Genomic DNA, 25,847 nt, shown 5'->3' on the forward strand with positions numbered 1-25,847 from the left:
AAACAGCTAGGGGCAGCAAGCACCAACCACAAACACACCACACAACGCAAAAGTTCACAAACAAAAAATGCATTGGCACACTATCGAGTTCTCAAACAACACACGCACACCCCCCAAACAACCCACAACAAAGCAGATCATCCAGAAGGAGACGTAAGATTCTTAGCCGTTAGCGCTCGTTTTCCTACCGCTCACACAATCCTGAAACCACATCCAGGCGGGGCGTTGTCGGTCGCGCTGACTCACATAAACCTACACACACCACCACAACAACACAAACCCCCAGCACATTCCGGGTTTTGGGGCATCTATAGATGATGTGGTCTGCGGGCTATTCGACCCCGAAGAAGCGTCGGGAGCCAGAGGAAATGTCCGCCCTGCCGGTCAGGTACAGCAGCAGAGAAACTACTGCAGCGACTCCGCCAACGGCGGCGATGATCTCGACGCCGCGAATCACATCCGGATCGAATGCGAGATTGCGGGTGTCCATGAGTTCCCGAAGTGGAAGCACGAACAGGAACGGCACCATGAACGCGAAGTACTCCGTGCGCGGTGTGAGGCTCAACGCGATGGCACACACCGCGACGCCGATTACGGAGGCGGCGAGGTAGGCGCTGGCCGGGGCGTCGATAAGCAATGCGATGCCGACCGTGACCAGAGCGAACACTGCGTTAGCGACAACCGCAACCACTAGGGCGCGGATGGCCCATGTTCTCCTGGTTAGCCCGAAGCTGGAAGCGGTGGTCGGGAGCAAGCCCGGGCACGTGATGATGGAGTACCACGTGACCAGGATCGGGGTGACGGCGACGAACTGTCGAGCTGTGTCGTGGCCAATGAACGTGGCAAGCCACCCGACCAGGATGCTGACGAGGCCGAACCCCGCTGCGCGGGTGAGTACGGGCCGCCATATGACCGCCCATGCGAACGAGCCGCCAGAGGATGGTGCGCCCGCCAGAAGCGGAGCGCTCCCAGAGGAATCAGAACGCTCGCCATTGGGCAAGCACACCAGGCCCATAAAGATGCTCAACGCAAGGCTGGTCGCCGCGCAGGCAATACCGACCACATCAGCGCGTTGGGACAGGGCAATTGCACCGCAGATGGCTGCTGTGAACAGCACAGGCCAGATGATCACTTTTGCCGCTTGCGCGCGCGTCATCCCGAATGACTGCGCCATGTCCATCTCCGGGTAGAAGGCGATGAACACTGCTGGAGCTGCCACAGCAGCGGTCACCACTGCCACGATTGGCCTGCTTTGCGTCACGTTTATGAACAAAAAGGCGGCGAATACCGGGAGCGGGATGAAGCGGAGCCAAGGCCCGGCGCGGAACTGGTGCAAGAAGAACTGCATGCTAGGACACCTCCAGGTAGTGCTCGATGAGGTCGTCAAACCCAGCGGCGGTCACGCGGGCGCTTTGGCCGAGATCTTTGGCATCGGCCTGGGTCATGAGGTTGCGGGAAAGTGTGGCGCCCTCGCTCGCGCTAGCGACCAAGACGTACTCGTCGGCGTCGTCCGCGCTCACGTGCGCGGCCACGCGCCCATCACGGCCGAGGATGGCCGCGGTGTCGAGTACCTTGGCCGCGTCCTCGATGTGGTGGGTGGCCATGATGATCGTCCGCCCCGAATCCGCCTGTTCCAACAGGTGCCGGTAAAAGACGTCGGTGTTGTGCAGGTCTAGGCCGACATAGGGTTCGTCGAGAAGCAAAAGCTCCGTGCCCGAAGCCAAGCCGACGATGATGGCCACCATCGCACGCTGCCCGCGGGAGAGTCCGCCGTATGGGGTGCTCAGTGCGCCGTCGAGGGAGAAGTCGGCGATGAGGGTGTCTGCGATTGTCTGGTCCCAATGCGGGTAGCGCAGCGCCGCGCCCTTGAACACGTTGGCCACCGACCATGTGGGGTACGAAGTGTCGACGCCCGTAAGCGCGGTGCGGTCCATCGCCCGCGCGTTGTCGAATGGGGTTTCGCCGAAAACCTCGACCTGACCGCCGGAGGGTTTGAGTTGGCCGCCGATGATGGAGAGCAGCGTCGATTTCCCGACGCCGTTGCGGCCGAGCAGACCGTGGATGCCGGGACCGAAGTTGAGATCAATGCCGTTGAGTACTGGTTTCTTGCCGAAGCTGCGCGTGAGGTCGCGTGTGTGAACGACGACGTTCGGGGTGGGGTTCACTGGTACATTCCTCTGCTTTCTGCGACGCGGTCGATGAGTTGGTGGAGGTCGGAACGGGAGTAGCCGAGGTGCACGGCTTCGTCGATAAGCGGCGCAACGAATTCGCCCGCGAATGCTTCTCGACGGCCCTTCAGAATGCGTTCCCGAGCCCCATCTGTGACGAACATGCCGAGGCCACGACGTTTTTCCAGCACGCCCGCGTCGACCAGAAGGCTCAAGCCCTTGCGCGCGGTAGCCGGGTTGATCTCGTGGAACTCCGCAAGCTGATTCATCGAGGGTGCCTGTTGACCAGGCTGCAGAGTCCCATCAATGACGAGGTCTTCAACGAATCGGGCGACCTGGACGAACAGCGGTTCAACGTCACTGTTCATTGATTTCCCCTTCCGATGGGCTCTCAGGATTTCTGTTGGTTGGTTAGTTACTGCAGTAACTAACTATATAACAATCCGGTAGGTGCATTGCAAGAGGGTTTTCAGCGTTTCGTTTCGAAATCGACGTGGAACCTCATGGGAGATTCAGGCAAACTGGGGGTATCTAGACCCACGTCCGGGCCCAGAAATACGAAATTAGAAACGAAAAGAATCGGAATTTAGGAGCCATGCTTGAACGAACATTGGTGTTCGTGGACACGTCGTACCTGCTCGCGAGTTTTTACAACTCGTGGGAGATCGGCGCCCGCGCACAGTTAGAAATTGACCTTCCCGAGGTGGTCGCTTGCCTCGGAACCATGATCACCCAACAACTCAACCAGCCTGTCCACAGACAGTATTGGTACGACGGTATCCCGGACTCCGGCCCACACCGTTACCAGCGGGCATTGCGCGCCTGCGCAGGCGTGCAGCTGCGTACCGGCCAGCTCATTGAGTGGGGCGAGCGACGCACCCAGAAAGGCGTGGACACACGCCTGGTCGCTGACCTGGTACTTAATGCAACGCGCGAGCAGTTCAGCGACTTCGTGCTGGTCTCCGGCGACGCCGACATGATTCCCGGCGTGCAGGAAGCCGCAGACATGGGCGTACGCGTCCACTTGTACGGATTCGGCTGGGACTCAATGTCCTCGGCATTGCGCCACGCCTGTGACACCACCACGATCATCGATCCGCGCGAAGACTTCACCGATGCGATGCAACTCCAGGTACTCGAGGGCCCGCTGCCGCCAACGATCCGGGAGCGCCCGCTGAACGACGCTGAGCCGGTGGACCAGGACCAAGGTCCGACTGCGGTTCCCGGGTACGGCCCGGACCCATTGCGAGCGCCCGAGACGGGTTCTGACCGAGCTAGTGGGGATGACGCGGCTAGTCAACAAATGCCGCGCGATCTCGCCCCGAGTCAGCGCAACATTGATCGCGCCATGCACGCAAGACCCGATGACGGCGATTGCGGCGAGTCAGAGTCGCCGGCACAACAGGCGGCGGACAGCGCTTCCGCTCACCCCTCCCCTGCCACCGTCGCTGAAGCCGCGCGTCGCTCCGAAGCTGCCCCGATTACCGGTACGAAGCCGTCGGATCAGCGCACGCATCCGCCGGCTGAACCAGAGTCCAACGAACCCACCGAGGCGCAGGTTGAAGCAAACAATGAGACCAACCAGCCGGGCAACCAATCGCTGACCAACCCGGAAACGGCAGATCGACCCAAGCCGGGCCCCAAACCGGCGCCCAAGCCGTCCATGATGGCCCCACGCAGGAAACTGCGCTCGCGCTACGTTCCGCTGCCGGAAGAGGTCTGGAGCTCAGCCGGGTTTCAAACCCCCTACGACGTGGGGCAACAGTACGCCACGTGGTGGTACGAAAATGCCGCCACTTCGGAGCAGCGCGACAAAGCGCACATGCTTTCCGGTGGCGGCTTACCGCCGGAGATTGATCGCCCGCTGCTGCAGTTCGCCTGCGAAACGCTCCACGAATACACGCTGAGCGAAACTCAGCGGGTGAACCTGCGCGACGGATTCCACTCCGGCATCCGCGGAGTGCTTATCAACATCCAGCGTGGCTAACCACGCGGCCGAAATGGCTGACGTGGCTAACGCGTCCTAGCGGTTGTCGCGGTCGGAGCGATTGTCTTCGTCGGCCACCGGCTGAGCGTCTACGACCTCGGCATCGTTAGCTTCGGAGCCCGCTTCCTGGGAGCTGGCTGGCTTGCTGTCGCCGGACAGGTACGCCTCCGCCTCAGAAAGCGTCGCGTTCTGATCCGGGCTGCCCTGCTGAGCGGCCTGGCCTGCCTGCGCCGCCTCCGCGTCGTCACCGGTCTCGATCGCACCCTGGGACACCACCTTGGTAGAGCCAGACTCCAGCTCACCGGCCATTGAAGCACGGATCTCCTCCAAACGGCTGGACGCTGCGACGTCGGTGCCAGCCGTCTCGATCTCCGCCATCCGGTCGCTCATGGAGTTCTTCGCAATGTCCTGGGCGCCAAGAGCGTCGGCGTAGCGGCGCTCGATCTTGTCACGCACTCCGTCCAGGGTCGGCACACTGTCGTCGCCACCGAACTGGTTGATGGAGTCCATCGTACGGGTGGTCTGCTCCTGCATCTGTGCCTGGTTCAGCTGGGACTCGAGCTGGCTGACCTGGGACAGCTGCTCTTGCAGACGTGCCTCGGACTGCTGCTGCTGGGCCACTGCCTCGCGTGCCGCCTGGTCCGCCGCGGTATGAGCCTCGCGAGTCTGCGCCAGTTCCTGCTCAACAGCCACGAGCTGGGAAGCGAGCACCTCTGCGGTCGCGTTGAACTGCTGCGCCTTGTCCGCGTCACCCGAGCTCGTCGCTTTATCGGCCGCCTGCAGCGCAGTGCGGGCCTTGTTCTGTAGATCTTCCTGCTGCTTGATCAGGCGCTCCAACTTCATCTCCAGCTGGTTGCGGTTACCCACAATCGACGCAGCGTGCTGGGAAATCTCCTGGTGATTCTTCTTCGCAGCCGCGACCGCCTGCTGGATCTGCACCCTCGGGTCAGCGTTCTGATCGATCTGGTGCTCGAAGTTGGCCATGAGGTACTTCCAGCCCTTGGAAAACGGATTCGCCATTGGTCTAAGTCCTTCCACTCGTCAAAAGATTGCGACCCAGTGTACGCACCACTTCCTGGCTACAGCATGCAAAAAGCCCCGCAAGCAGCGGGGCTTTGCTAGGTCAAATCGACGTAGTACTGGCGTTTACTGCACAGCTTCGTCGTCATTGTCGTCTCCGGCCTGCTGTGCCTCGACCTGGCGGCGGACATCGTCCATATCCAAGCCCTTCACCTGCTGCACCAAGTCTTCCAGCGCGGCTTCCGGTAGCGAACCGGCGTTGCGGAACACCAGGATGCCGTCGCGGAAGGCCATCAGTGTCGGAATCGCCTGAATCTCCAGGGCCGCGGCGAGCCCCTGGTTCGCCTCGGTATCAAGCTTCGCAAAGGTTACGTCAGGGTGCGCCTCAGAGACCTTCTCGTAAACCGGAGCAAACTGGCGGCAGGGGCCGCACCAGGATGCCCATGCGTCGACCATAACGATGCCGTCGGCACCCACTGCCTGCTCAAAGGTGTTTTCGTTCACGTCAACCGTGCTCAACTTATTCTCCTTCGCGTCTATTTGTTATCGTGCCAACTACTTAAACGGTACCAGGGGCGAAGAGATTCCCCGCCGGGCATTTTCCGCCCTTTACCAGAGAGGACGCAGTTGCAGTGACCAAGAACTACCGCATCACAGGTCCGTCGACCGAAGCCGCTGTCGATTCGCTCATCGACGAGGTCACGCTCATCGAAGGCACCCACACCGTCGATGTCGACACTGACCGCGGGGTCATGACCGTGATGGGCGAGGACTTCTCCAGCGAGGAAATCGCGCAGGCTGCGAAAAACGCAGGGTTCGCACTCGCCGAGTAGCATCGGGAGCAGATTGCTTCACGACGACTACGAGGAGGATCACTAATGGCTACCCAGACCTACAACGTTGAAGGCATGACCTGTGGCCACTGCGAGCTGAGTGTTCAGGAGGAGATCTCCGAGATCGCTGGCGTGACCGGCGTCAAGGCTGACCACGCTTCCGGCAACGTCGAGGTGACAGGCGAGGGCTACACCGACGAGCAGATCGCTGCAGCCGTCGAAGAGGCTGGCTACAAGCTCGCGTAGTGATTCCCCGCCGAAGGCCCGTTTCGCTCAGCGCGAACGGGCCTTGTTCATATAATTTTGCGGGCATATGGTGGGAATATGACCACACCCGAGAGCACAGCGCTCCAGCACATCGAGCTGGGCGTGACGGGTATGACCTGCACGTCCTGCTCGTCGCGTGTGCAGCGCAAACTGAACAAAGTTGACGGTGTCGATGCCACGGTGAACTACTCCACCGAGACCGCCACCATTGATTACGACCCGGGCAAGACATCCCCGGACGAACTGATCGAGGTCGTGCGCCAGTCCGGCTACGACGCGTACGACATGACGCCGAAGCCTGAGATGGACGCTGGCAACGAGGCGTCGATAAGCGATGAAGCTCGAGACAACGAAGCTGAAAGCTTGAAGCGAACCATAATTTGGTCGGCGCTGGTTGCTGTGCCGGTGATGCTGGTGTCGATGATTCCGGCGCTGCAGTTCACGTACTGGCAATGGGCGGTGTTCGCGGCAACGACTTTGGTGTATTTCGCGGCTGGGTCGGTGTTTCACCGTTCGGCGCTGCTGAATCTGCGCCACGGCAGCTTTACGATGGACACGCTGGTGTCGCTGGGCACGACCGCGGCGTACCTGTGGTCGATTTACGCGCTGTTTTTCGGCGGCGCCGGCGAGCCGGGCATGACCATGGAGATGGCGATCCTGCCCGAGGACACGCACATGAACGAGATCTACCTTGAGACAGTGTGCGTGGTGATCACGTTCCTGCTGCTCGGGCGTTGGTTTGAGGTGAAGGCGAAGGGGCAGAGCTCGGAGGCGCTGCGCTCGCTGCTGGACATGGGCGCAAAGGACGCGGCGGTGCTGCGCGACGGCAAAGAGGTGCGCGTGCCCATTGGGCAGCTGGCTGTGGGTGAGCAGTTCGTGGTGCGTCCAGGCGAGAAGATTGCCACAGACGGGCGCGTGGTGTCCGGGCACTCGGCGATCGACGAGTCGATGCTCACCGGCGAATCGGTGCCCGCCGAGGTGGCGGAGGGCTCGCTGGTCACCGGCGCGACGCTGAATACGTCGGGTCGCCTGGTGGTCGAGGCGACGCGCGTGGGTTCGGACACCACGCTGGCGCAGATGGGCCAACTGGTCAAGGACGCCCAGTCCGGTCAGGCTCCGGTGCAGCGGCTGGTGGACCGGATTTCGCAGATCTTCGTGCCGACGGTGATCGCAATTTCGCTGCTTGCGCTGGTGGGCCACCTGTTGGCCGGCCACAGCACGGCGCACGCGTTCACCGCGGCGGTGGCGGTGCTGATCATCGCCTGCCCGTGCGCGTTGGGTCTGGCCACGCCGACCGCGATTCTGGTGGGCACCGGTCGCGGCGCGCAGTTGGGGCTTCTGATCAAAGGCCCCGAAGTGCTCGAATCCACCCGCGAGGCTGACACGATCGTGCTAGACAAGACCGGCACCGTGACCAGCGGGGAGATGCAGGTGACCGATGTCGTGCCGGCTTCCGGCTGGACCGCTGAAGCGGTGCACCGTCTCGCCGCGGGCGTCGAGGCACAGTCGGAACACCCGATTGCCCAAGCCATCGCGGCGGGTGTCGCGGCACCCGAGGCTTTAGGTTTCGAAAACGAGCCAGGTGTTGGGGCCAAGGCGCTTGTCGACGGCACTTTGGTCCGCGTCGGCCGCCCCCAGGCGGATCTGGGTTCCCTGCGCGGCGCATTCGAGGACGCGGAGACCGCCGGCGGTACTGCCGTTGCCGTGGAGGTGGATGGCGAGGTGGCCGGCGTGATTGCGGTACGCGACACGGTGAAGCGCGATTCCGCTGCGGCCATCTCGCGGCTACGCGAGCTGGGGCTTACCCCGCACCTACTCACTGGCGATAACGAGGGCGCCGCACTGGCGGTCGCCCGCGAAGTGGGCATCGACGCCGCAGACGTGACGGCAGGTGTAATGCCGTCCGACAAGGTCGACGTTGTGCGCGGGTTGCAAGACAAGGGCCACAACGTTGCGATGGTCGGCGATGGCGTGAACGATGCCGCTGCCCTCGCGACCGCCGATCTCGGCCTTGCAATGGGTGCCGGTTCGGACGTTGCTATTGAGGCATCCGACATCACGCTCATGCGCGACTCGCTCGGCTCGGCGGTTGACGGCATCCGTTTGTCACGCAAGACGCTGCAGACTATCAAGGGCAACCTGTTCTGGGCTTTCGCCTACAACGTGCTGCTCATCCCGGTTGCCGCGCTCGGGTTCCTGAATCCGATGCTGGCCGGGATTGCGATGGCGTTCTCGTCTGTGTTCGTCGTCACAAACTCCCTCCGGTTGCGGGGCTTTAAGGCAGAATTTGGCGGGTGACAAACCCTGAGCAACACCTGTCAGCTGCCGCGGCCGATGGCCGCGCGCTGACCCGCACCGAGCGCCTCGACCGGCTGCCCGTAACACCTAAACACAAGCGCCTTCTCCTCGGATCCGGTCTCGGCTGGGCGCTGGACGCGATGGACATCGGCCTGGTGTCCTTCATCATCGCCGCACTTGCCGTCCACTGGGAGCTGGGCAAGTCCACGACCTCTTGGATCGCCTCCGTCGGCTTCATCGGCATGGCCATTGGCGCGTCTCTCGCAGGCCTGCTGGCGGACAAGATCGGCCGCCGCCAGGTGTTTGCGGCGACGCTATTGATCTACGGCATCGCCACCGGTGCATCGGCACTCGCTTCCTCCGTGGGCATGCTCATAGTGTTCCGCTTCATCGTGGGTCTCGGCCTCGGTGGCGAGCTGCCCGTGGCCTCCACGCTGGTCAGCGAGTTCTCACCCCGCCGCGTGCGCGGCCGGATGGTGGTCATCCTCGAGGCGTTCTGGGCCGTCGGGTGGATTTTGGCCGCGATCATCGGCACCTTCGTCGTGGCCCAGAGCGACAACGGCTGGCGCTGGGGTCTCGCGCTTGGCGCGGTGCCAGCGCTCTACGCGATCTACGTCCGCGCGGGCCTTCCTGAGTCGGTGCGCTTCCTCGAGTCCAAAGGCCGCCATGAGGAAGCCGAGCAGATTGTTCGAGAGTTCGAGGCGGAGGCCGACCAGGCGGAGTTCGACACCTCTACCCCGCCGGAGGAGAAGCCGATTCGCGGCGGCATCTGGGGCCCCGACCTACGTAAGCGCACTACCGCGTTCTGGGTGGTGTGGTTCTGCGTCTCGCTCTCCTACTACGGCGCGTTCACCTGGATCCCGTCGCTGCTGGTCGGCCAAGGTTTCACGCTCGTGCGCTCGTTCAGCTTCACACTGATCATCACCTTGGCCCAGCTGCCGGGCTATGCCGTGGCTGCATGGCTCATCGAGGTTTGGGGGCGCCGGATGACCCTGTCGGTCTTCCTCGGAGGCTCAGCAGCCTCCGCCCTGTTGTACGGAATGGTGGCGGCGGAGTGGCAGATCATCGCAGCGGGCTGCCTGCTGTCTTTCTTCAACCTTGGCGCGTGGGGCGCGCTTTACGCGATTGGCCCGGAGCTCTACCCCACCCACATCCGCGCCACCGGTACAGGCGCTGGCGCTTCCTTTGGCCGCATCGGGTCGATTCTCGCGCCGCTGATTGTCCCGCCGGTGCTCGCCTTCGGCGGCAACATTGCGGTGTTCGGGGTCTTCGCCGCAGCCTTCGCGGTGGCGTGCATCGCCGCCTTCACCCTGCCGGAGCAAAAAGGCGTGGCACTGGCCTAAGCCGAGCCGTCGCTAGGCACGCTTATGCGAAGAGCTCGCGCAGACGGGTGCCGAAGCCCTTGGGCGCTTCTGCGGCCTTTTCAATCTCGGCGATGTCGCGCGGCAGGTTCAGCAGCATCGTCGATTCGCCGGTACGCGCGACGGTGATGCTGGGGTCGAGCTTCGCCACGGTGTTGGCGCACGCGGCGGAGGCGTTGATGGAACGCACGGTCATGGCTTACTCCTTCGGTCACTGACAGCGGGTTCAAGCGGATTGAACAGTGTTGCTGACTGATCATAAACGCCATTGACCAGCGTGTCACCGATGGAAAGCCACTCCTAACAGTGGTCTGGCAAACCTAACTGGATCGAAAACTACCCGTGGGCCATGTTCACGAAGCGCGAGTAGTGCAGCTGGTGCGCCACCGGAATGGTGTCAATCGGGCCGCCGCGGTGCTTCGCCACGATGATGTCGGCCTCGCCGGCGCGCTCGTCGTCGCGGTCCTGCGAGTCCGGGCGATACAGCAGGAACACCATGTCCGCGTCCTGCTCCAGCGAGCCCGATTCACGCAGGTCAGCAAGCTGCGGACGCTTATCCGTACGCGCCTCAGGGCCACGGTTCAGCTGGGAAATCGCGATCACCGGCACCTCAAGCTCCTTCGCCAGCAGCTTCAGGTGACGCGAGAATTCCGACACCTCCTGCTGGCGCGACTCCACCTTTTTGCCCGAGCTCATCAGCTGCAGGTAGTCCAGCACCACCAAATCCAAACCGTGCTGGCGTTTCAGCGCCCGCGCCTTCGAGCGGATCTCCATCATGGTCAGGTTCGGCGAGTCATCGATGAACAACGGCGCGTCCTGAATATCAGTGAGGCGCTGGGTAAGCTTCTCCCAGTCCCGCTCCTCCATCTGCCCGGAGCGCATCGCGGAGAGCTTGATCTCCGTTTCCGCAGACAGTAGCCGCATGATGATCTCGGACGCACTCATTTCCAGCGAGAAGATCACCGACGTTTTGTTGTTGTGAATCGAGCAGGAGCGCATGAAGTCCAGTGCCAGCGTCGACTTACCCACGCCCGGACGCGCCGCGATAATCACCATCTGACCCGCATGCAGGCCGTTGGTCAGGTTGTCCAAGTCGATAAAGCCCGTGGGCACACCTTGATCCAGTGCGCCGCCGGCGGCAATCTGCGTCAGCTCATCAATCGTCGGCTTCAGCAGGTCAGACAGTGACTGGTAATCCTGGCCGCGGTCGTTCTTCGTAATCCCGAAGACTTCCTGCTGCGCCATATCAACCAGCGCCTCGACCTCCATACCGTCTTCGCCCTCGTAGCCAAGCTGTGCCACGTGCGTGCCGGCGTTGACCAGCTGGCGCAGGATCGACTTCTCCTCCACGATCTGCGCGTAGTACTGCGCGTTTGCGGCGGTCGGCACCTCTGAGATCAGCGTGTGCAGGTACGGCGCCCCACCCACGCGCTCGAGCTGGTTCAGCCGGTCCAGACGTCCGGAGACAATCAACACATCGATCTCACTGGCGTCGGAGTACAGATCCACAATCGCCCGGAAGATCAGCTGGTGCGCGGGGAAGTAGAAGTCCTCTGCATGCAGGCGGTCCACGATGTCCACCACCACGTCCTGGTTGAGCAGCATCGCACCGAGCACACTGCGCTCCGCCCGCTCGTCATGCGGCGGCGTGCGGTACTCACTGAGGTCGTCGCGCCCCCGGCTAAAGTTCGATCGGCCCCCGCGCTCGAACCGGGTCGAACCGCCGCTCTCCGGGCGGTCACCGAAGCTCAGCTCCGCCGGTTCGGGCGGCAGCACGTAATCGTCAAAGCTCTCGTCGGCACTCATGAGGTCCCCTTTCAGCCCCGCTCACCATACCGCGAGACCCCATCACAAAAAGAGTTCAGAAAGAAGGTATCCACAGGGGTTGTGGAAAAGGACGATGCTTATCGACGAGTTCTCCACAGCGACCTACCCCACCTTGTGGAGAACTTGTGGAACGGTCCCAAGGAATGCCCTGCGAAATCCCACAATCCACCAGTTAGTGGCACTAATATTCACACTCCTCCGGCTTCTAAAATGCTGGGGATATCTCATCGTATTTTGAGTTGACACAGTTCGCTTTGGGCTATAAACCGGCCATTCTCAAACCGCGAACTGGCATTCTTATCCCATACTTATGCACAGGGTTGTCACAGATTAAGGTTCATGCATACTGGACTTCATGTTTGTTGATCGGGTGCGCATTGATGCGGAGGTGCGGGGGTACGCTGCGGGGTTAGACGTCGTCAAGCATCTTGCTTCTTCCCCTCTGACCTTGACTTCTCAGGTGACCGTATTCACTGGCGACAATGGCTCCGGCAAGTCCACCCTGATTGAGGCGATCGCTGTGGCGCGCGGCGCAAACGCTGAGGGTGGGTCCCGCAATGCGCGCTACGCAACGAGAAAGTCTGTGTCTGCCCTGTGGGAAGCGCTGACGATCACGCGCAGCGAGAACCCTAGCGACGTGTTCTTCCTGCGAGGTGAGACGTACCTGGGGCTCAGCGAGTACTACCAGTCGTTGGGAGCCAATCCGCTTTCTGACCTTGTGGAACTCAGCCACGGGCAGGGGCTCATGCGCATCTTTCGGGATCGATTCGGGCAGGGAGCACTCTTGCTTCTCGACGAGCCCGAGGACGGACTGTCGGTGTTTGCCCAGCTCGAGTTGATGGGGATCCTTTGGCACCTGGCGGATGCGGGGTCGCAGATCATCATGGCGACCCATTCCCCTGTGCTGCTGGGAATTCCGGATGCCGCACTGCTTGAGGTCAGCGAGGACGGGATCCATCCGATCCGTTTTGAGGAGTGTGAAGCGGTGACTGCGCACCGCGAGTTCATTGCCAACCCGAACGCGACAGCGAATTTCCTAATCCAATGATGCGATTCATCCGATCTGTTGAGCGTCGGCCGAGTTCTGGGGCTAGCAGCGTAGAGCCGTGGGTGCTCGATGTGGCTGCAGTGCGGAATCTGGATCGCATTGAATTTACGGCCCCAATTACGGTGTTCACCGGAGACAACGGCGTGGGCAAATCAACGTTGCTCACCGGCATCGCCCGTGCATACGGCTTCCCCATCGACGGCGGTGTCTACGACCCGCCCGCGGGGCCGCTCGATCCCCTGTCTCCGCTGCTTGCCGTGGTTGAAGGACGTGAGGCGAAGCGGGGATATTTCCTGCGCGGCGATGCGCACTTTGAAGCTGGACGCAAGATGGGTGCGGCTGGCCCGAGCGCGCATCACCTGCACGCGATGAGCCACGGCGAATCCGTGATGTTGCTTGTCGAGCACTTCCCGCCCGATGGGATCTACTTCCTCGACGAGCCTGAATCCGGGTTGTCCGCCGTGCGCCAGATGGCGCTGCTCGTGCTGCTCCACGACTTGGCCGCAGCAGGAGCGCAAATCATCATGGTCACGCATTCCCCGATTCTGCTGGCTATTCCGGGCGCGGAGATCATCGAGATTGGCGAAGATGGTTACGCGCGCGGCCTGGGGGTTGAGGAGACGACGGCGTTTCGAGCGATGCGGGACTACCTGGCGGATCCGGAGGGCATCGCCCAATACATGCTCGAGGTTACGCGCGGTTCTTCCTCACACCTCGGATGATCATGTAGATGCCCGCGATCCAGCTCACCACCGCGGTGAGCAGAGAGAGCGAGCTGGTGGCAAAGCCGAGTGCGAGGAACCCCGCGAGAAAGACGATGACTCCCAGGATGATGTCCTGTTTACCGGTCGTGTTCGTATTCATGAGTGACCAGTTTAGGGAACTTCCGTGCGCTGTCTCGCCCTGAGCACCGACGTAAACTCGTCCCATGTCTTTGCGCAGGAAGCTGATCAGCGTTGTCATTGCCACTGCATTGATTCCGGCGGTGACCCTGATCGCCGAACAGCTCGCCGTCGCGCTTGGCGCGTCGTACGGCGCAGGCAAGATTCTGCTGGCGGTAGGTTTCACCGTGACAGCCCTCAACGCGATCTTCGGCGCAGTGTTCTGCGCCAGCGAAGCGCGCACAACGACCCACGACGCTGCCGTGGGCTACGGCATTACGGGCTCGCTGCTGCTCACTTTCGGGTGGCTCACCACGGCGCAGTTGGCGCTGGCCCAGCGCGGTGTCGGCGAAGCGGGAGAGATGTCGCTGTTCACCATTTGGACGCTGCTTATCCCAATCGGTCAGGTGTTGCTGATCATGGCTGCGCTCACCGCGCCCAGAACCGCCCTCAAGGCATAAGAAAACGGCGCGGGCCTCAAGAGCTCCTCACAAGCTCGTAGGGTGACCCGCGCCGTTTCCTCAAAAGCGCTGTTGTCGTTGGATTGCGGTGCTAAGGGTGCACGCAATCGTCGTGAAGCGAATTAAGCTCCGACGACCTCGAAGTTCACTTTGCCCTCCACGTCGTCGTGAAGGTTGACCTTGACCTGGTAGCCACCGGTCTTGGTCACCAGGCCCTTGGGCACGGTGATGCGACGCTTGTCCAGGTTCGGGCCGCCAGCGGTCTTGACCGCGTCGGCGATGTCCGCAGCGGTGACGGAGCCGAACAGCTTGCCGCTGTCAGAGGTGCGCACTGCAACCTTGACGCCGGTGAGCTGGTCGAGCTGGTCACGCAGCTCCTTTGCGTGCTCAAGGTCGCGGACCTGGCGGTCGGCCTGAGCGCGCTTGATGTCTTCAATCTGCTTCTCTGCGCCGCGGGTAGCCGGGATAGCAAGGCCGCGCGGGAGGAGAAGGTTACGTCCGTAGCCGTCCTTGACCTCGACGACGTCGCCGGGCTCTCCAAGGTTCTCAACGGCAGCGGTGAGGATCAGCTTCATTTGAATCCTTACCTTCCTTCGTTTGTGAAAAGTTTGAGTGTGGGTTGTAGCTGTGTAGCTAGCTCAACGTTTAGAACGGAGGCTCGTCGTCCATGCCCCCGAAACCTTCGGAGGACGGAGCGGAATTCCACGGATCGTTGTCAGGCTGGTTCTGGCTGTTCTGGCCGCCTTGGCCCTGGCCAGCGGCAGCACCTGCGCCGAAACCACCGGCCGCGCCAGCAGCTCCGCCGCCAAAACCGCCCTGGTTCTGGCCGCCTTGGCCCTGGCCGCCGCCGAAACCGCCACCCTGGTTGCCGCCGCCAAAGTTCCCGCCGCCGTCACGCGACGTGCGGTTCACATTTGCGGTGGCGTACTTCAAGGACGGGCCAACCTCGTCGACCTCAACCTCGAACACGGTGCGGTTTTCGCCTTCGCGGGTCTGGTAGGAGCGCTGCTTCAGGCGGCCGTTGACAATCACGCGCATGCCCTTGGTCAGGGACTCTGCGACGTTCTCTGCCATCTGGCGCCAGCAGTTGCAGGTCAGGAACAGTGCCTCGCCGTCTTCCCACTGGTTCGTCTCGCGGTTGAACGTGCGTGGGGTGGACGCGATGCGGAAGTTCGCAACGGCCGCACCGCTCGGGATGAACCGCAGTTCCGGGTCAGCAACCAGGTTGCCAACAACGGTGATGGGAGTATCGCCTTGAGCCATGAGCGTTCCTTTACCTACGTGTACCTACTGATACCTGCTGAACAACAATCGTTTTCAGGTTCGAGCCTAGCTGGTTCTACTTGTCGGTACGCAGCACCTTGGTGCGCAGTACGTTCTCGTTGAGGTTCATCACGCGATCCAGCTCATTGACCGTGTCAGACTCGCACTCGAGGTTGACAACGGCGTAGATGCCTTCGTCCTTCTTGTTGATCGGGTACGCAAGGCGCTGCTTGCCCCACACATCAACCTTCTCCACCTTGCCGTTATCCTTGCGGACAATTTCCAGGAAATTATCCAGGGACGGGGCAACGGTGCGCTCATCCTGCTGGGGATCAAGAATGATCATTACTTCGTAGTGACGCACGGACCTCATCACCTCCTATGGTCTGTTTGGTTCGGCCATCACCCTCGTGGTGATGGCAGGAGGGTCGCTTGGCGTCAAGCAACTCGACCAGCGTACCGCAGCAGCTCGCCTGCAAGAAATTGAGCTTTTTGCTTATCGACGGCTACGTCCTACCGATCCGCCTCAAGCACCATGCCCTCCGGCGTGATGTCAATATCAATGTCTTGGAACTCGATCTCCCAGTAGCCATCGTCCTCCCACTCGACTTCAACTCCGGCTTCCTGGTTCCGCGCGGCGGTGAGCACACGTTCAACGTCCGCTTCGCTGATGCCGTCATCCGCCATATCTTCACGGGCTTCGTCGGAGTAACCAGTGACGGCTTCCGGAATCTCGTGTTCGCTGGAAGCACCCGCGACCGGTGCCGCCGGGGCCGAAGAAGCGGCCTCCCTGTCGGCAGTCAGAACAAACGGCTTTGAGTTACGCATGTCCACGATGTTACGTGGTTTACGAGGGATTTGGCACCGCGAAGAAAACCGCCAGGATGACCGGCAATAGGGTACAGAATGTAGACGCAGCGATGCCGAACCCGATCGCCAGCCGGTAACGGTCCTTCCACAGGGCGATAGCCGCGGCCCCGACGAGGCTGAAGCCGATCGCTATCGAGACGATGCCGAGCAGCGTGGTCATGGCGTTGTTGGTGCCGGGACTGGGTCGGTTGGGCTGGGCGTGCCGTCGTCAAGCTTTGTGAGCCACTGGTCTGGAGTGGTGAGGAGCGGGTCGTGGCCGTTGTGAGCAGCGGCGACTTTGTCCGGGGTTTTGCCGAACATTTGGCGGACGACCACGACCATGATCGCGATGATGAGCACGTCGCGCGCGATGACGATGAGGTTGAGTGCGCCGCCGGGCAGGCCGAGGTTCTGCACGCCGTGCATGTGCCACATCAGGATCGGCCACACCATCATGTCCACCGTCATCCAGCTCAGCAGGAGGCGCCAATATGGCGCGGCGAGCACGGCGGGCACGATGAGCCAGATGGAGTACTGCGGGCTCCACACCTTGTTGAACAGCAGGAAAAAGCCGACGATGAGGGTGAGCAGCTCCGCGACGCGCGGCTCCTTGGGTGCGCGAAGGCCCAGGATGAGCACCGCGAGGCACCCGAGGGCGAAAAGCACGAACGTGACGGTGTTCAAGATGACCGGGGCGCCGGAGCCATCATCGAAGCCGGCCCAGCCGGTGGCGCGCGAGATCACGGCGTAAATGGTGGTCCACTCCCAGCCGCGGTCGGTGTTCAGGCGGTTGAACTCGGACCAGGCCTCGGGGTTGCGGAGGTACACCGGCGCGTTGACGGCGACCCACGTGACTGCCGCAGCAACCGTCATCTTGAAGAAAGGCACGAGGTTGCGCTTGCGGATCGCGATGGTGAGGTACGCGCCGAGCACGAACAGCGGCCAAAGCTTGAACGCGGTGCCTGCGCCGATGAGAATGCCCGCGAGCCAGAATTTCTTGTTGCGCGCCGCGAGCATCGCAGCGACGAGGAAGAAGATCGACGGGATGTCCCAGTTGGTGAAGGCATGCATGATGAGCAGGGGAGAGCCGACCACCAAGAGGGTGTCCCAGATGCGGTTGCCGGCGAGTTCAGCAACCATGCGCGCAGTGCAGACCCAGAGGATAGACATCAGCAGCGCGGTGACGGCGAAATACCAACCAACTTCGGGCAGGAACCGGTCCGCCAGGAAGTAGGTGTTGCGCGAAATCGTGGCTGCAAACTGTTGGAACAGGCCAGCGAGTACCGGGTATTCCATGTAGCGGGTCAGCCCGTCTTCCACCCAGGAGTAGTCGTAGACGAACCCGGGGGAGTCGAGACCGCGTGCGCCGTAGAGCGGGACGATGTCGTTGTAACAGAACGACGTGTACTGCCGGGACCCGCCCCAGTTCAGCTGCAAGACGCCGTTGTCGTCTGGTTTGCCCATGGTGCAGTTGGCCTTGGACAGGTAACCGAGGGAGAGGAACACGTAGGCCACGGCGATGATCGCGCGCAGCGGTGTCCAAAACGCCGCGCGACCGACCTGGGCGAAGCGCCCCATCGGGCCACCGAGGAAGTTCACCCACCCTTGCGCGACGGGTTCGGTGCGGCCCGGCTGCACCCGCTTAGCAGGATCGGACCAGGTAGTCGGCTTGGTAGCTTGCGTCACGGTTTCACCCTCGCTATTGGAACGCTTCATTGATGCCTTCCAGGAATTCATCAATGGTGTCCTGGATCTCCGGATCAGGTGCAGGTGCAGGCGCCGGGACCGGCTCGGGGGTGGGAGCCGGGGCCGGTTGCTGCTCAGGCTCCGGTGCTGGCTTGTTGGCCGGGTCGGCCGGACTCGGTGCCGGGGCATACGTCTGCTGGTAACCGTACGTCGGTGCCGATGCAGAGCCGCCGAGGCTCGTTCCACCGGAGTACGCGTTCACGCCCCAGAACACGGGAGAGGCGGCGGGGAATGCCTCCGCCTCCTGATTCTCCAGGACGGTGTCAAGCACGTTCTTCCAGATCTTCGACGGAGTGTTGGAGCCGTACATGTTGCCGCCCCACTCGTTGAAGATCGGGGAGGTGTTGTCAGCAGTTCCCACCCACACGGCAACCGCGAGCTGCGGGGTGCCGCCGACCATCCAAGCGTCTTTGTTCTGGCCGGTGTCGCCCATCTGCGCGGTACCAGTCTTTGCAGCTGCGGGGCGTCCGCCGGCCAGCGTCGCGTTGGAGTAGGCGACCACGGGCTGCATCGCCTGAATGACGTTGTCGGCAACCTGCTCGGACACGCGACGCTCGGAATACTCGCTGTCGACGGCGTAAAGAACCTCACCGTTGGCATCGACGACGCGCTCGACGAAGTGGGTCGGGTGGTACACACCGCGGTCGATTAGAGTCGCCGCCGCGGTGGCCATGTCGAGCACGCGCGATTGATACTGGCCGAGCACGATGCCTTCGTAGGGCTGGCCGCCGTTTTCGCGCAGAGTCACGCCTGGCACGCCCGGGATGTGGCGCGCCACGCCGAGTGCGTGCGCCATATCGGCCGTGTCCTGGGTGGTGTTGTCCAGATCGTCCTGGATGCGCATGAACGCGGTGTTGGACGAGGTGCGGGTGGCTTCCGCCATGGACAACATGCCGCCACCGCCGCCGTCCCAGTTGGTCACAACGTGGTTACCCGGCAAAGTCACCGGCGATGAGTCGAACATCGCGGTCAACGGGATGCCCTGCTGCAGCGCCGCAGCGAGAGCAAAGATCTTGAACGTCGACCCGGTCTGTAGGCCGGCGTTGGCGTAGTCCCAGCCGCTGGCATCGTCGCCGCCGTAGTAGGCGCGCACCGCGCCGGTGGCCGGGTCGATGGCCACAACGCTGGTGCGGGCATCGTCCTGCAGGGGAGTGAGCTGTTCTTTCGAGATTCGCTCCACCTCAGCCTGCATGTTCGGATCGATCGTGGTGGTGATTTGCAGGCCGCGGTTGGTCAGATCACCCTCGGTAATGCCGAGGGCCTCGAGCTCCGTCATGACCTGGTTCTTGATCAGGCCGTTCGGTCCGGTGGCTTCGGTGTAGGCGGAGTAAGACGCCGGGTCGCGCGTTTCCGGGTAGACCAGCGCGGCGCGCTCGGCTTCGGTGATCTCGCCCATTTCCACCATGCCGTCCATGACGTAATCCCAGCGCTGGTGCGCGCCTTCCGGGTTAGTCCATGGATCGAGCTGGCTTGGCAGCTGAATGGAAGCAGCGAGCACACCGCCTTCTTCAACTGTGAGCTGGTCGGCGGACTTGCCGAAGAATGCGTGCGCTGCAGCTTCGACACCGTAGGCGTTGCGTCCGAAGTACACCGTATTCAAGTAGGCGGTGAGGATTTCTTCCTTGCTCCACTCGTTGGTCATTTTGACCGAGTAGACCAGCTCACGGGCCTTGCGCTCGTAGGAGTGCTCGTTGCCCACGATGGCGTTCTTCACGTACTGCTGGGTGATGGTCGAGCCACCGCCGGCGGACGTATTGCCAGTGACCTGTCCAAGCGCCGCGCGGATAAAGCCGGTGAAGGAGAAACCGGAGTTGTTCCAGAAGTCGCGATCCTCCGCCGCAAGCACTGCGTTTTGGACTGCAGGAGGCACGCGTTCGAGTTCGACTTGGACGCGGTTACCCTCCGGGGGCACGATGCGGGCGAGCTCGGTTGCGCCGTCGTTGGAGTAGATGTTGGAGATCTGCGCCGTTTCAATCTCGTCCGGCTGCGGCACTTTGGCCTGAGAGTAGCTGTAGAAGAACCAGGTCAAGGGGATAGCCGCGAGCAGCAGGAGAAACAACGCGAACGCCAGAAGCCACTGGGCCCAGCGACGCTTCCGCTTTTTCGCTACCGCACTGCTTCCAGCTGCGGCCCGGCCGCTCTGGGCAGGTCGCTCGGTCCGCTCGGTCCGCTCGGTCCGCTCCGTCCGTTTGGTCCGGTCGGATCGTTCGGAACTTTCGGACCCGGCTGCGCGCGCCGCACGGGTCGAAGGAGTTGAACGGGTCGCGCGAGTCGACTCAGTGGGCCTTGTCGACGGCTTTGTAGACCTCGCCGACTTCGGTTCACGGCGGCTGTTATTACTCTCTGTCACACGCTTGTCCTGCTCGTACCGACACTTGTACAAGTGGACACCCTACCTTGGCGGGGCTTGTTCACACTACTGGTGCAGCTGTGACTTCTTTAAGCAAAAAATTCCACTTGCACACTGGGCAGACCTCTACGAAGTGCACGGTGATTGGACCGACCTCGCCCACGAGCTGTTCGATCTCATCCTCCGAACGCGCGGTATTGCTGCGCCGCCCGAGTTTTTCGCTGTGCACCCACTTGACGACGCGCAGGGAGCCGCCACAGATGGGGCAGGGGTATTGCGCGTCTTCACCGTGGTGCGTCGCGGCCGCCCGGAGGAGGAAATCGGCGTCGCACAGGTCGTCGATAAGCAAACTGCCCTGGTGAAACTCGCGGACGGTGACGCGGCGCTGCCACTCGTGTGAAACCTCGTGTGTGTATGCGATCATGTCAGCAAATATGAGTAAAGTGGTTTTTTAGGCAGTTCAAACTATCAATCGACAGGCGACAAGGAAAGACCGTCTCATGGCACGCCCCGATCCACTTGAGTTAGCCCGGCAGATCCGGCCGGCGATGACCAAACTCTACGTCACGTATTTTCGGACTGCGGATCAGTCCGAACTGACGGGGCCGCAGCTTTCCATCATGCATCGAATTCAGGATCACGGACCGAGCCGGGTGCGCCAGCTTGCCGACGCCGAGGGCGTGCGCATGCCCACCGCATCTAACACCATCAACCAGCTGGAGAAGCAAGGGCTGGTCAGGAGGCTGCGCGCGAACGAAGATCGACGCGGCGTAACGGTGGAGCTCACCGAACTCGGGGAGCTGACCCTTGAGCGGGTAGGCGAGGAGCGCACGCAATTCCTTGCGGAGATGCTGGACTCGCTTGACGACGGCAACCTGGGCCAACTCGCCGAAGCAGCGAACGCCATCATGGCGCTGGCGGAGGCGTATGCGGAACCGGAAAAGGCAACCAGCGGTTCCGCGAGGCGGAATGCTGGTCAGGTGGGGGAATAGGTCTAGCAATAATTCGGTGTTCGGTGAACAGGGTGCGTAAACTGTTTGCCGATGGTTCACCGTTCGTTTACTAGCGACCTCGCAGAGCTACCCGATAGCGGGCGTGCTCTGCGCGTTATTGTCGGCTGGGATTCGCTGAACACCGAAGCGGTGGAGTTTGCGGCGTGGCTTGGACGCTCGCTGCCGGTCAAGGTCCAAGTGGTTTCCGCTGTGGAAAGCAAGTGGAAGAAGCCGCTTTCGGAGAAGAAGTACCGGAAATGGTTCAAGGAGCGCGCCACGGAATTTGACCACCAAGCGCGCAAGGTGCTCAAAGAGTACGTGCCGAGGGCGCAGTGGGCGAAAGACGCTTCGTGCCTGACCGACCGCGCCGATGTCGCGGGATCGTTGTACCAATCCGCAGAGGAGTTCACCGCGGATCTGATTGTGCTGGGTTCGCGCGCGAAGACGGCCAAGAACCGATTCCGGCCATCGTCGGTGGCTGATGCGCTGATGCACTCCTCGCCGGTGCCGCTTGGACTGGCGCCGAAGGGCGTGAGCTTGTCACGCAAGGGCATTACGCGGGTGACGTATGCGCTGGTGGAGTCGTCGAAATCTGCGGCACCGAAGGGTGCGGGTGGATTCTCCGGGTTGCCGTACGCGACGACGTTGGCGTGCGTGCTGGGCGTGCCGCTGCGCATCATCGCGTTCTCACCATCTGAGCAGGTTACCGATATTTCGGACGCAGCTGCGGAGTGGAACGAAACCACGCTGGGGTTGCTCGATCGCGCCCGTGACCAGGCGTTTGGCGTGGCCACCGCTATCGACCCGCGGTTTGCCGACACCTTCGACGTAGAAAGCTTCGTCGCCTCGGGCAAGGGGTGGAAGCGCTCCATCGATTCGGTGAAGTGGAAGAAAGGCGACGTGATGTGCATCGGGTCGCAGCCGTCTGACAACCTGAAGCGGGTGTTTGTGGGAACGCGCGAGGGCGAGTTCATCCGCTTCGCGCCAGTGCCCGTAATCATCTACCCGCGCGGCACCAACTAAGCGGCCTAGTGGCATTGCACGGAGCCGGGATAGGGTGAGAACCATGCGCGACCATCCGGAAAACGACCTCCACTCCGGCGCGGACAGGTTCAGCCGCGTCCGGCCCGAGCCGCAAACCTTCGACGAGCTCGCCGACGAACCGGATCCGCTGGTCACCGCCGAGCGCAACCGTCAATCGACGCGCCAAGCAATCTGGTATGCCGTGGCTACGGTGGGTATTACCGTCGGGTTCGGGTTCGTGCTCGCACTCATCTCAAGGTTGCAGGGCGGCCCGCTTTGCGACGACGGCGCGACTTGGCTGTGCACCCCGCAATGGCGGACCTGGTGGGCGATCCTCACTTCCATCCCGCCGGTCGCCATGTTGATCGGCTGCGCAGTAATCATGGTGCGCAAACTCAACCGCTACGAGCGGTGGATGCCCTGGATGGGCGTGTTCTGGCTACCCATCGTACCGTTCACCATGATTTGGCTAATTATCACGGTGGGCATCCTCGCGTTCGACGCGACAGAGGGTGTGAGCGGCTAGCCGGAGATCTGCGCAGTGGCGCAATCGGCGCAGTACGGCTTCGCCTGCCGGCAGTCCTCGCAGCTCAAGTACTGGTGGCGGCATTCCGGCTCGTTCGCGCAGTTGTAGAACTGGTTCGTCGGCGCATCGCAGTGCACACAGTGGCCGAGCTGCACAAAGTCGGGATCTCCCGGCGCGCCGAACTCGGTGTGCATTCGCTTGTCAAAGACGTACAAGGAGCCTTCCCATAGCCCCGAGTTGCCGTACTTCTCTCCGTAGCGGACGATGCCGCCGTCAATCTGGTACACCTCTTCGAACCCGCGGTTTTTCATCAACGGAGTCAGAATCTCGCAGCGGATCCCGCCGGTGCAGTACGCTACAACCGGCTTATCTTTCATCCAGTCGTACTTGCCGCTTTCAATCTCTGCGATGAAGTCGTGGGTGGTTTCCACATCCGGCACGACGGCGCCTTTGAAGCGCCCGATCTCGGCTTCGCGGGCATTGCGGCCGTCGAAAAACACCACGTCGCTTCGCTTTTCGACGAGCTCATTCACCTGCTCGGGGGTCAAGTGGGTGCCTCCGCCGACGACGCCTCGCTCGTCGACTTCAAGCTCATCCGGCGCACCGAAAGCGACGATCTCGTCGCGCGCCTTCACGCTGAGCTTGGGGAAGTCGTCTGCGGAGCCCTCGGACCACTTGAACTCGATGCCCCGGAAGTACTCCTTTGTCTTGCGGGCATAGGTCTTGCAGGCCTGGATGTCTCCGCCGACGGTGCCGTTGATGCCGTGCGGGGAGATGAGAATCCTGCCGGTCAGTCCCAGCGACTCACACAGGTCGCGCTGCCACAGGCGCACGGCGTCTGGGTCCGCGATGGGCTGAAACTTGTAGTAGAGCAGGATTTTTCCGGTCATAGCTCGGATTGTATTGCCGCTGCGTGCCGTGACAAAAGCTCGGCTAGGAACGGTCCATGCGAGTTTTGAAGTCGATCGCGTCGCGCGTGTACACGCGGCGGTGAGTGCCCACCTTGTGGCCCGGCAAGCGGCCGTCGTCAATGAGCTTGACCACGAACGGTCGCGAGACGCCAAGGAGGTTGGCTACCTGCTGGGTGGTCATCTCGTCTTCGGGTTCAGGCGAGCGCACGAGGCGGCCTTCGGCGATATCCTCGAGCACATTGCGGATCCAGATGGCTGTTTCTTTCGGCACCGTGACCGAGTCTTTCGCTTCGGTGCGCGCGCTTGCGAGGTTGTCGTTCAAGGCTGAGAGGGCTTGTTCCACCGGCGAGAGCTGCGACTTACTGTCCATAATGGTGCAGTGTAGGAAGCATCCGCAACGAGCGCAATAGATGAATTAAACGAAGAGAGGATGACTTTTGACTGAGCTAGCTGCACAAACGACACAGACCTCCAGGCTCGATCCGTGGCACACGCGGCGAGTCGAGCCGATGGATCTCGTGGCGGCGTTCTTCTAGCGCTTGTGGTACAGCGCCTTGCGCCAGTACTGAGGTTCGGTGGTGGCCAGCACGCCCAGGGAGCGGAAGATGCCCTCATCCACCGAACCCAAGATGGTGGTCACGTGCGCATCGCATCCACGCAGGTACTTCAGGTGATCAAGCGCGGCCGCAGCCTGCGGGTCCGACGACGCGGACACCGACAGCGCGATGAGCACCTCATCAGTGTGCAGGCGCGGGTTCACCGAACCCAGGTGCCGGGTTTTCAGCGACTGGATCGGCTCGATCGAAGCGGGGGAGAGCAGGTGCACATCGTCCGGAATCTCCGCGAGTGCCTTCAGCGCGTTCAGCAGCACCGCCGCTGACGGCCCGAGCAGGTCTGAGGTCTTGCCGGTGACTATCTGCCCGCTCGGCAGTTCCAGCGCCGCACCCGGGTTGCCCGTCTGCTCCGCAATCGCAAGCGCCGGCGCGACCACCGCACGATCGGTCACGGTCACGTTGGCCTTGCGCATCACATTGGCCACACGATCAGACACCGTCGAATCCGCATCGGTACGCCGCTCCGCCACCAACGCGTGGAAGTACCGGCGGATGATCTCCTGTTCCGCGGCGTATCGGCACGCAGCGTCATCGGAGATGCAGTGGCCGACCATGTTCACACCCATATCCGTCGGCGACTTGTACGGCTCCGTGCCCGTGACCTCTTTCAACAGTGAGCGCAGCAGCGGAAAGACATCAATATCCCGGTTGTAGCTGGTCACTTGCTCGCCGTACGCGTCGAGGTGGTACTGGTCGATCACGTTGATGTCGTCAAGGTCCGCCGTTGCCGCTTCATATGCCAGGTTCACCGGGTGCGACAGCGGCAAGTTCCAGATCGGAAACGTCTCAAACTTCGCATATCCTGCGGGAATGCCCCGCTGGTTGTCGTGGTACACCTGCGACATGCACGTCGCCAGCTTGCCGGAGCCCGGACCCGGCGCGGTCAACACAATCAGATCCCGCGACGTTTCTACATAGTCGTTGCGCCCGAAGCCGTTCTCACTCACCACAGCGGAAGTATCGTGCGGATACCCCGGGATCATGTAATGCCTCGACACCTTCAGCCCGAGGCGAGCGAGCCGCTCCAAAAACGTCTCCACCAGTGGATTGTGACCCTCGATCTGCGTGCACACCACGTTTTCCACTAAGAATCCGCGGTCACGGAAGACGTCGACAAGCCGCAGCACGTCGTCCTCGTAGGTGATGCCGAGATCGGCGCGCACCTTTTGCCGCACCAAGTCCAGCGCCGAGAAACAGATGACAATCTCAATGTCGTCTTTGATCCGGTCCAGCATGGCGATCTTGTTGTCCGGAGTAAACCCCGGCAGGACGCGGGAGGCGTGGTGGTCGTCGAAAAGCTTGCCACCCATCTCGAGGTAGAGCTTGCCGCCGATCTCCGCACGCCGGGCCGTGATGTGCTCCGACTGCATGTCGATGTATTTCTCGCGGTCGAATCCGATTTTGTACGGCATGTCCCTTAAC

Annotated in this window: 30 protein-coding genes; 11 read left to right on the forward strand and 19 right to left on the reverse strand. The window is 62.0% G+C overall.

From position 1 onward, the window contains the following. Window positions 1–331: 331 nt before the first annotated feature. From CGLAU_RS11730 to CGLAU_RS11740, 3 genes are read right to left on the reverse strand one after another with little or no spacing between them, the layout of a single operon-like run. A complete protein-coding gene (locus CGLAU_RS11730) occupies window positions 332–1,348 on the reverse strand; it encodes a hypothetical protein (protein ID WP_095660864.1) in 1,017 nt (338 codons plus the stop codon). Window position 1,349: 1 nt separating this feature from the next. After that, complete coding sequence (locus tag CGLAU_RS11735) at window positions 1,350–2,165, reverse strand: ATP-binding cassette domain-containing protein (protein ID WP_157731384.1); 816 nt, start codon at window positions 2,163–2,165, stop codon at window positions 1,350–1,352. Then, window positions 2,162–2,536 (reverse strand): GntR family transcriptional regulator, encoded by a 375-nt coding sequence (locus CGLAU_RS11740; RefSeq protein WP_095660866.1) that lies wholly within the window; start codon window positions 2,534–2,536, stop codon window positions 2,162–2,164. The genes CGLAU_RS11735 and CGLAU_RS11740 overlap by 4 nt, the downstream gene beginning before the upstream one ends. A 227-nt stretch (window positions 2,537–2,763) precedes the next feature. Between CGLAU_RS11740 and CGLAU_RS11745 the strand changes: the two genes are divergently transcribed. Beyond that, a complete protein-coding gene (locus CGLAU_RS11745; RefSeq protein WP_095660867.1) occupies window positions 2,764–4,155 on the forward strand; it encodes an NYN domain-containing protein in 1,392 nt (463 codons plus the stop codon). A 36-nt stretch (window positions 4,156–4,191) separates the two neighbouring features. On the opposite strand, the gene CGLAU_RS11750 is transcribed toward CGLAU_RS11745, so the two are convergent. Both CGLAU_RS11750 and trxA read right to left on the reverse strand, forming a co-directional pair. Further along, window positions 4,192–5,175 (reverse strand): PspA/IM30 family protein, encoded by a 984-nt coding sequence (locus CGLAU_RS11750; RefSeq protein ID WP_095660868.1) that lies wholly within the window; start codon window positions 5,173–5,175, stop codon window positions 4,192–4,194. Between the two features lie 126 nt (window positions 5,176–5,301). After that, window positions 5,302–5,694 (reverse strand): thioredoxin, encoded by a 393-nt coding sequence (trxA, locus tag CGLAU_RS11755; protein WP_095660869.1) that lies wholly within the window; start codon window positions 5,692–5,694, stop codon window positions 5,302–5,304. 113 nt (window positions 5,695–5,807) lie between these two features. On the opposite strand from trxA, the gene CGLAU_RS11760 reads away from it, so the two are divergent. From CGLAU_RS11760 to CGLAU_RS11775, 4 genes are all read left to right on the forward strand, one after another. Beyond that, window positions 5,808–6,008 (forward strand): transporter, encoded by a 201-nt coding sequence (locus CGLAU_RS11760; RefSeq protein WP_095660870.1) that lies wholly within the window; start codon window positions 5,808–5,810, stop codon window positions 6,006–6,008. Window positions 6,009–6,053: 45 nt separating this feature from the next. Beyond that, window positions 6,054–6,254, forward strand: a complete 201-nt coding sequence (locus tag CGLAU_RS11765) for a heavy-metal-associated domain-containing protein (protein ID WP_095660871.1) — start codon at window positions 6,054–6,056, stop codon at window positions 6,252–6,254. 78 nt (window positions 6,255–6,332) lie between these two features. After that, complete coding sequence (locus CGLAU_RS11770) at window positions 6,333–8,573, forward strand: heavy metal translocating P-type ATPase (protein ID WP_095660872.1); 2,241 nt, start codon at window positions 6,333–6,335, stop codon at window positions 8,571–8,573. Further along, a complete protein-coding gene (locus CGLAU_RS11775; protein WP_269768547.1) occupies window positions 8,570–9,916 on the forward strand; it encodes an MFS transporter in 1,347 nt (448 codons plus the stop codon). The genes CGLAU_RS11770 and CGLAU_RS11775 overlap by 4 nt, the downstream gene beginning before the upstream one ends. 22 nt (window positions 9,917–9,938) lie before the next feature. Here CGLAU_RS11775 and CGLAU_RS11780 read toward each other — a convergent pair whose 3' ends face one another. Together CGLAU_RS11780 and dnaB are read right to left on the reverse strand one after the other, a co-directional pair. Next, entirely contained in the window at window positions 9,939–10,130 is a 192-nt protein-coding gene (locus CGLAU_RS11780; protein ID WP_095660873.1) for a hypothetical protein, read from the reverse strand. A gap of 140 nt (window positions 10,131–10,270) precedes the next feature. After that, a complete protein-coding gene (dnaB, locus tag CGLAU_RS11785) occupies window positions 10,271–11,740 on the reverse strand; it encodes a replicative DNA helicase (RefSeq protein WP_095660874.1) in 1,470 nt (489 codons plus the stop codon). A 376-nt stretch (window positions 11,741–12,116) separates the two neighbouring features. Here dnaB and CGLAU_RS11790 point away from each other — a divergent pair, with 376 nt between their 5' ends. Further along, window positions 12,117–12,809 (forward strand): AAA family ATPase, encoded by a 693-nt coding sequence (locus tag CGLAU_RS11790; RefSeq protein WP_095660875.1) that lies wholly within the window; start codon window positions 12,117–12,119, stop codon window positions 12,807–12,809. Window positions 12,810–12,880: 71 nt separating this feature from the next. After that, the gene (locus CGLAU_RS11795) at window positions 12,881–13,531 is read left to right on the forward strand and encodes an AAA family ATPase (protein WP_198304941.1); all 651 of its coding nucleotides are present in this window, start codon (window positions 12,881–12,883) and stop codon (window positions 13,529–13,531) included. On the opposite strand, the gene CGLAU_RS12335 is transcribed toward CGLAU_RS11795, so the two are convergent. Beyond that, the gene (locus CGLAU_RS12335; RefSeq protein WP_157731386.1) at window positions 13,500–13,673 is read right to left on the reverse strand and encodes a hypothetical protein; all 174 of its coding nucleotides are present in this window, start codon (window positions 13,671–13,673) and stop codon (window positions 13,500–13,502) included. The genes CGLAU_RS11795 and CGLAU_RS12335 overlap by 32 nt on opposite strands. Before the next feature lie 64 nt (window positions 13,674–13,737). On the opposite strand from CGLAU_RS12335, the gene CGLAU_RS11800 reads away from it, so the two are divergent. Then, window positions 13,738–14,151, forward strand: a complete 414-nt coding sequence (locus CGLAU_RS11800) for a hypothetical protein (protein WP_095660877.1) — start codon at window positions 13,738–13,740, stop codon at window positions 14,149–14,151. A gap of 122 nt (window positions 14,152–14,273) precedes the next feature. On the opposite strand, the gene rplI is transcribed toward CGLAU_RS11800, so the two are convergent. From rplI to CGLAU_RS12420, 8 genes are all read right to left on the reverse strand, one after another. Beyond that, a complete protein-coding gene (gene rplI, locus CGLAU_RS11805) occupies window positions 14,274–14,726 on the reverse strand; it encodes a 50S ribosomal protein L9 (RefSeq protein WP_095660878.1) in 453 nt (150 codons plus the stop codon). Window positions 14,727–14,796: 70 nt separating this feature from the next. Then, a complete protein-coding gene (locus CGLAU_RS11810) occupies window positions 14,797–15,414 on the reverse strand; it encodes a single-stranded DNA-binding protein (protein ID WP_095660879.1) in 618 nt (205 codons plus the stop codon). A gap of 76 nt (window positions 15,415–15,490) precedes the next feature. Continuing rightward, the gene (gene rpsF, locus CGLAU_RS11815) at window positions 15,491–15,787 is read right to left on the reverse strand and encodes a 30S ribosomal protein S6 (RefSeq protein ID WP_095660880.1); all 297 of its coding nucleotides are present in this window, start codon (window positions 15,785–15,787) and stop codon (window positions 15,491–15,493) included. Window positions 15,788–15,927: 140 nt separating this feature from the next. Then, window positions 15,928–16,242, reverse strand: a complete 315-nt coding sequence (locus CGLAU_RS11820; protein WP_157731388.1) for a hypothetical protein — start codon at window positions 16,240–16,242, stop codon at window positions 15,928–15,930. A 19-nt stretch (window positions 16,243–16,261) separates the two neighbouring features. After that, complete coding sequence (locus CGLAU_RS11825; RefSeq protein ID WP_095660882.1) at window positions 16,262–16,444, reverse strand: hypothetical protein; 183 nt, start codon at window positions 16,442–16,444, stop codon at window positions 16,262–16,264. Then, on the reverse strand, window positions 16,441–17,979 hold the full coding sequence (locus tag CGLAU_RS11830; protein WP_095660883.1) for a glycosyltransferase family 87 protein: 1,539 nt from the start codon (window positions 17,977–17,979) through the stop codon (window positions 16,441–16,443). The genes CGLAU_RS11825 and CGLAU_RS11830 overlap by 4 nt, the downstream gene beginning before the upstream one ends. Then, window positions 17,963–20,359: a transglycosylase domain-containing protein gene (locus CGLAU_RS11835; RefSeq protein WP_415877137.1), complete on the reverse strand. Its 2,397-nt coding sequence runs from the start codon at window positions 20,357–20,359 to the stop codon at window positions 17,963–17,965. Before CGLAU_RS11835 ends, CGLAU_RS11830 begins: the two co-directional genes overlap by 17 nt. 61 nt (window positions 20,360–20,420) lie before the next feature. Further along, on the reverse strand, window positions 20,421–20,783 hold the full coding sequence (locus CGLAU_RS12420) for a DUF5318 family protein (RefSeq protein WP_198304943.1): 363 nt from the start codon (window positions 20,781–20,783) through the stop codon (window positions 20,421–20,423). Window positions 20,784–20,859: 76 nt separating this feature from the next. Between CGLAU_RS12420 and CGLAU_RS11845 the strand changes: the two genes are divergently transcribed. From CGLAU_RS11845 to CGLAU_RS11855, 3 genes are read left to right on the forward strand one after another with little or no spacing between them, the layout of a single operon-like run. Beyond that, the gene (locus CGLAU_RS11845; protein ID WP_095660885.1) at window positions 20,860–21,351 is read left to right on the forward strand and encodes a MarR family winged helix-turn-helix transcriptional regulator; all 492 of its coding nucleotides are present in this window, start codon (window positions 20,860–20,862) and stop codon (window positions 21,349–21,351) included. Between the two features lie 51 nt (window positions 21,352–21,402). Next, entirely contained in the window at window positions 21,403–22,374 is a 972-nt protein-coding gene (locus CGLAU_RS11850; RefSeq protein ID WP_095660886.1) for a universal stress protein, read from the forward strand. A gap of 43 nt (window positions 22,375–22,417) precedes the next feature. Beyond that, on the forward strand, window positions 22,418–22,900 hold the full coding sequence (locus CGLAU_RS11855; protein ID WP_095660887.1) for a hypothetical protein: 483 nt from the start codon (window positions 22,418–22,420) through the stop codon (window positions 22,898–22,900). On the opposite strand, the gene trhO is transcribed toward CGLAU_RS11855, so the two are convergent. From trhO to CGLAU_RS11870, 3 genes are all read right to left on the reverse strand, one after another. Next, window positions 22,897–23,790: an oxygen-dependent tRNA uridine(34) hydroxylase TrhO gene (gene trhO / locus CGLAU_RS11860; protein ID WP_095660888.1), complete on the reverse strand. Its 894-nt coding sequence runs from the start codon at window positions 23,788–23,790 to the stop codon at window positions 22,897–22,899. The two genes, CGLAU_RS11855 and trhO, sit on opposite strands and share 4 nt — an antisense overlap. Before the next feature lie 43 nt (window positions 23,791–23,833). After that, window positions 23,834–24,181 (reverse strand): helix-turn-helix domain-containing protein, encoded by a 348-nt coding sequence (locus tag CGLAU_RS11865; RefSeq protein ID WP_095660889.1) that lies wholly within the window; start codon window positions 24,179–24,181, stop codon window positions 23,834–23,836. 162 nt (window positions 24,182–24,343) lie between these two features. After that, complete coding sequence (locus CGLAU_RS11870) at window positions 24,344–25,837, reverse strand: DUF1846 domain-containing protein (protein ID WP_095660890.1); 1,494 nt, start codon at window positions 25,835–25,837, stop codon at window positions 24,344–24,346. Between the last annotated feature and the right edge of the window lie 10 nt (window positions 25,838–25,847).

Source organism: Corynebacterium glaucum (assembly GCF_002287505.1).
GTDB classification, from domain to species: Bacteria; Actinomycetota; Actinomycetes; order Mycobacteriales; family Mycobacteriaceae; genus Corynebacterium; species Corynebacterium glaucum.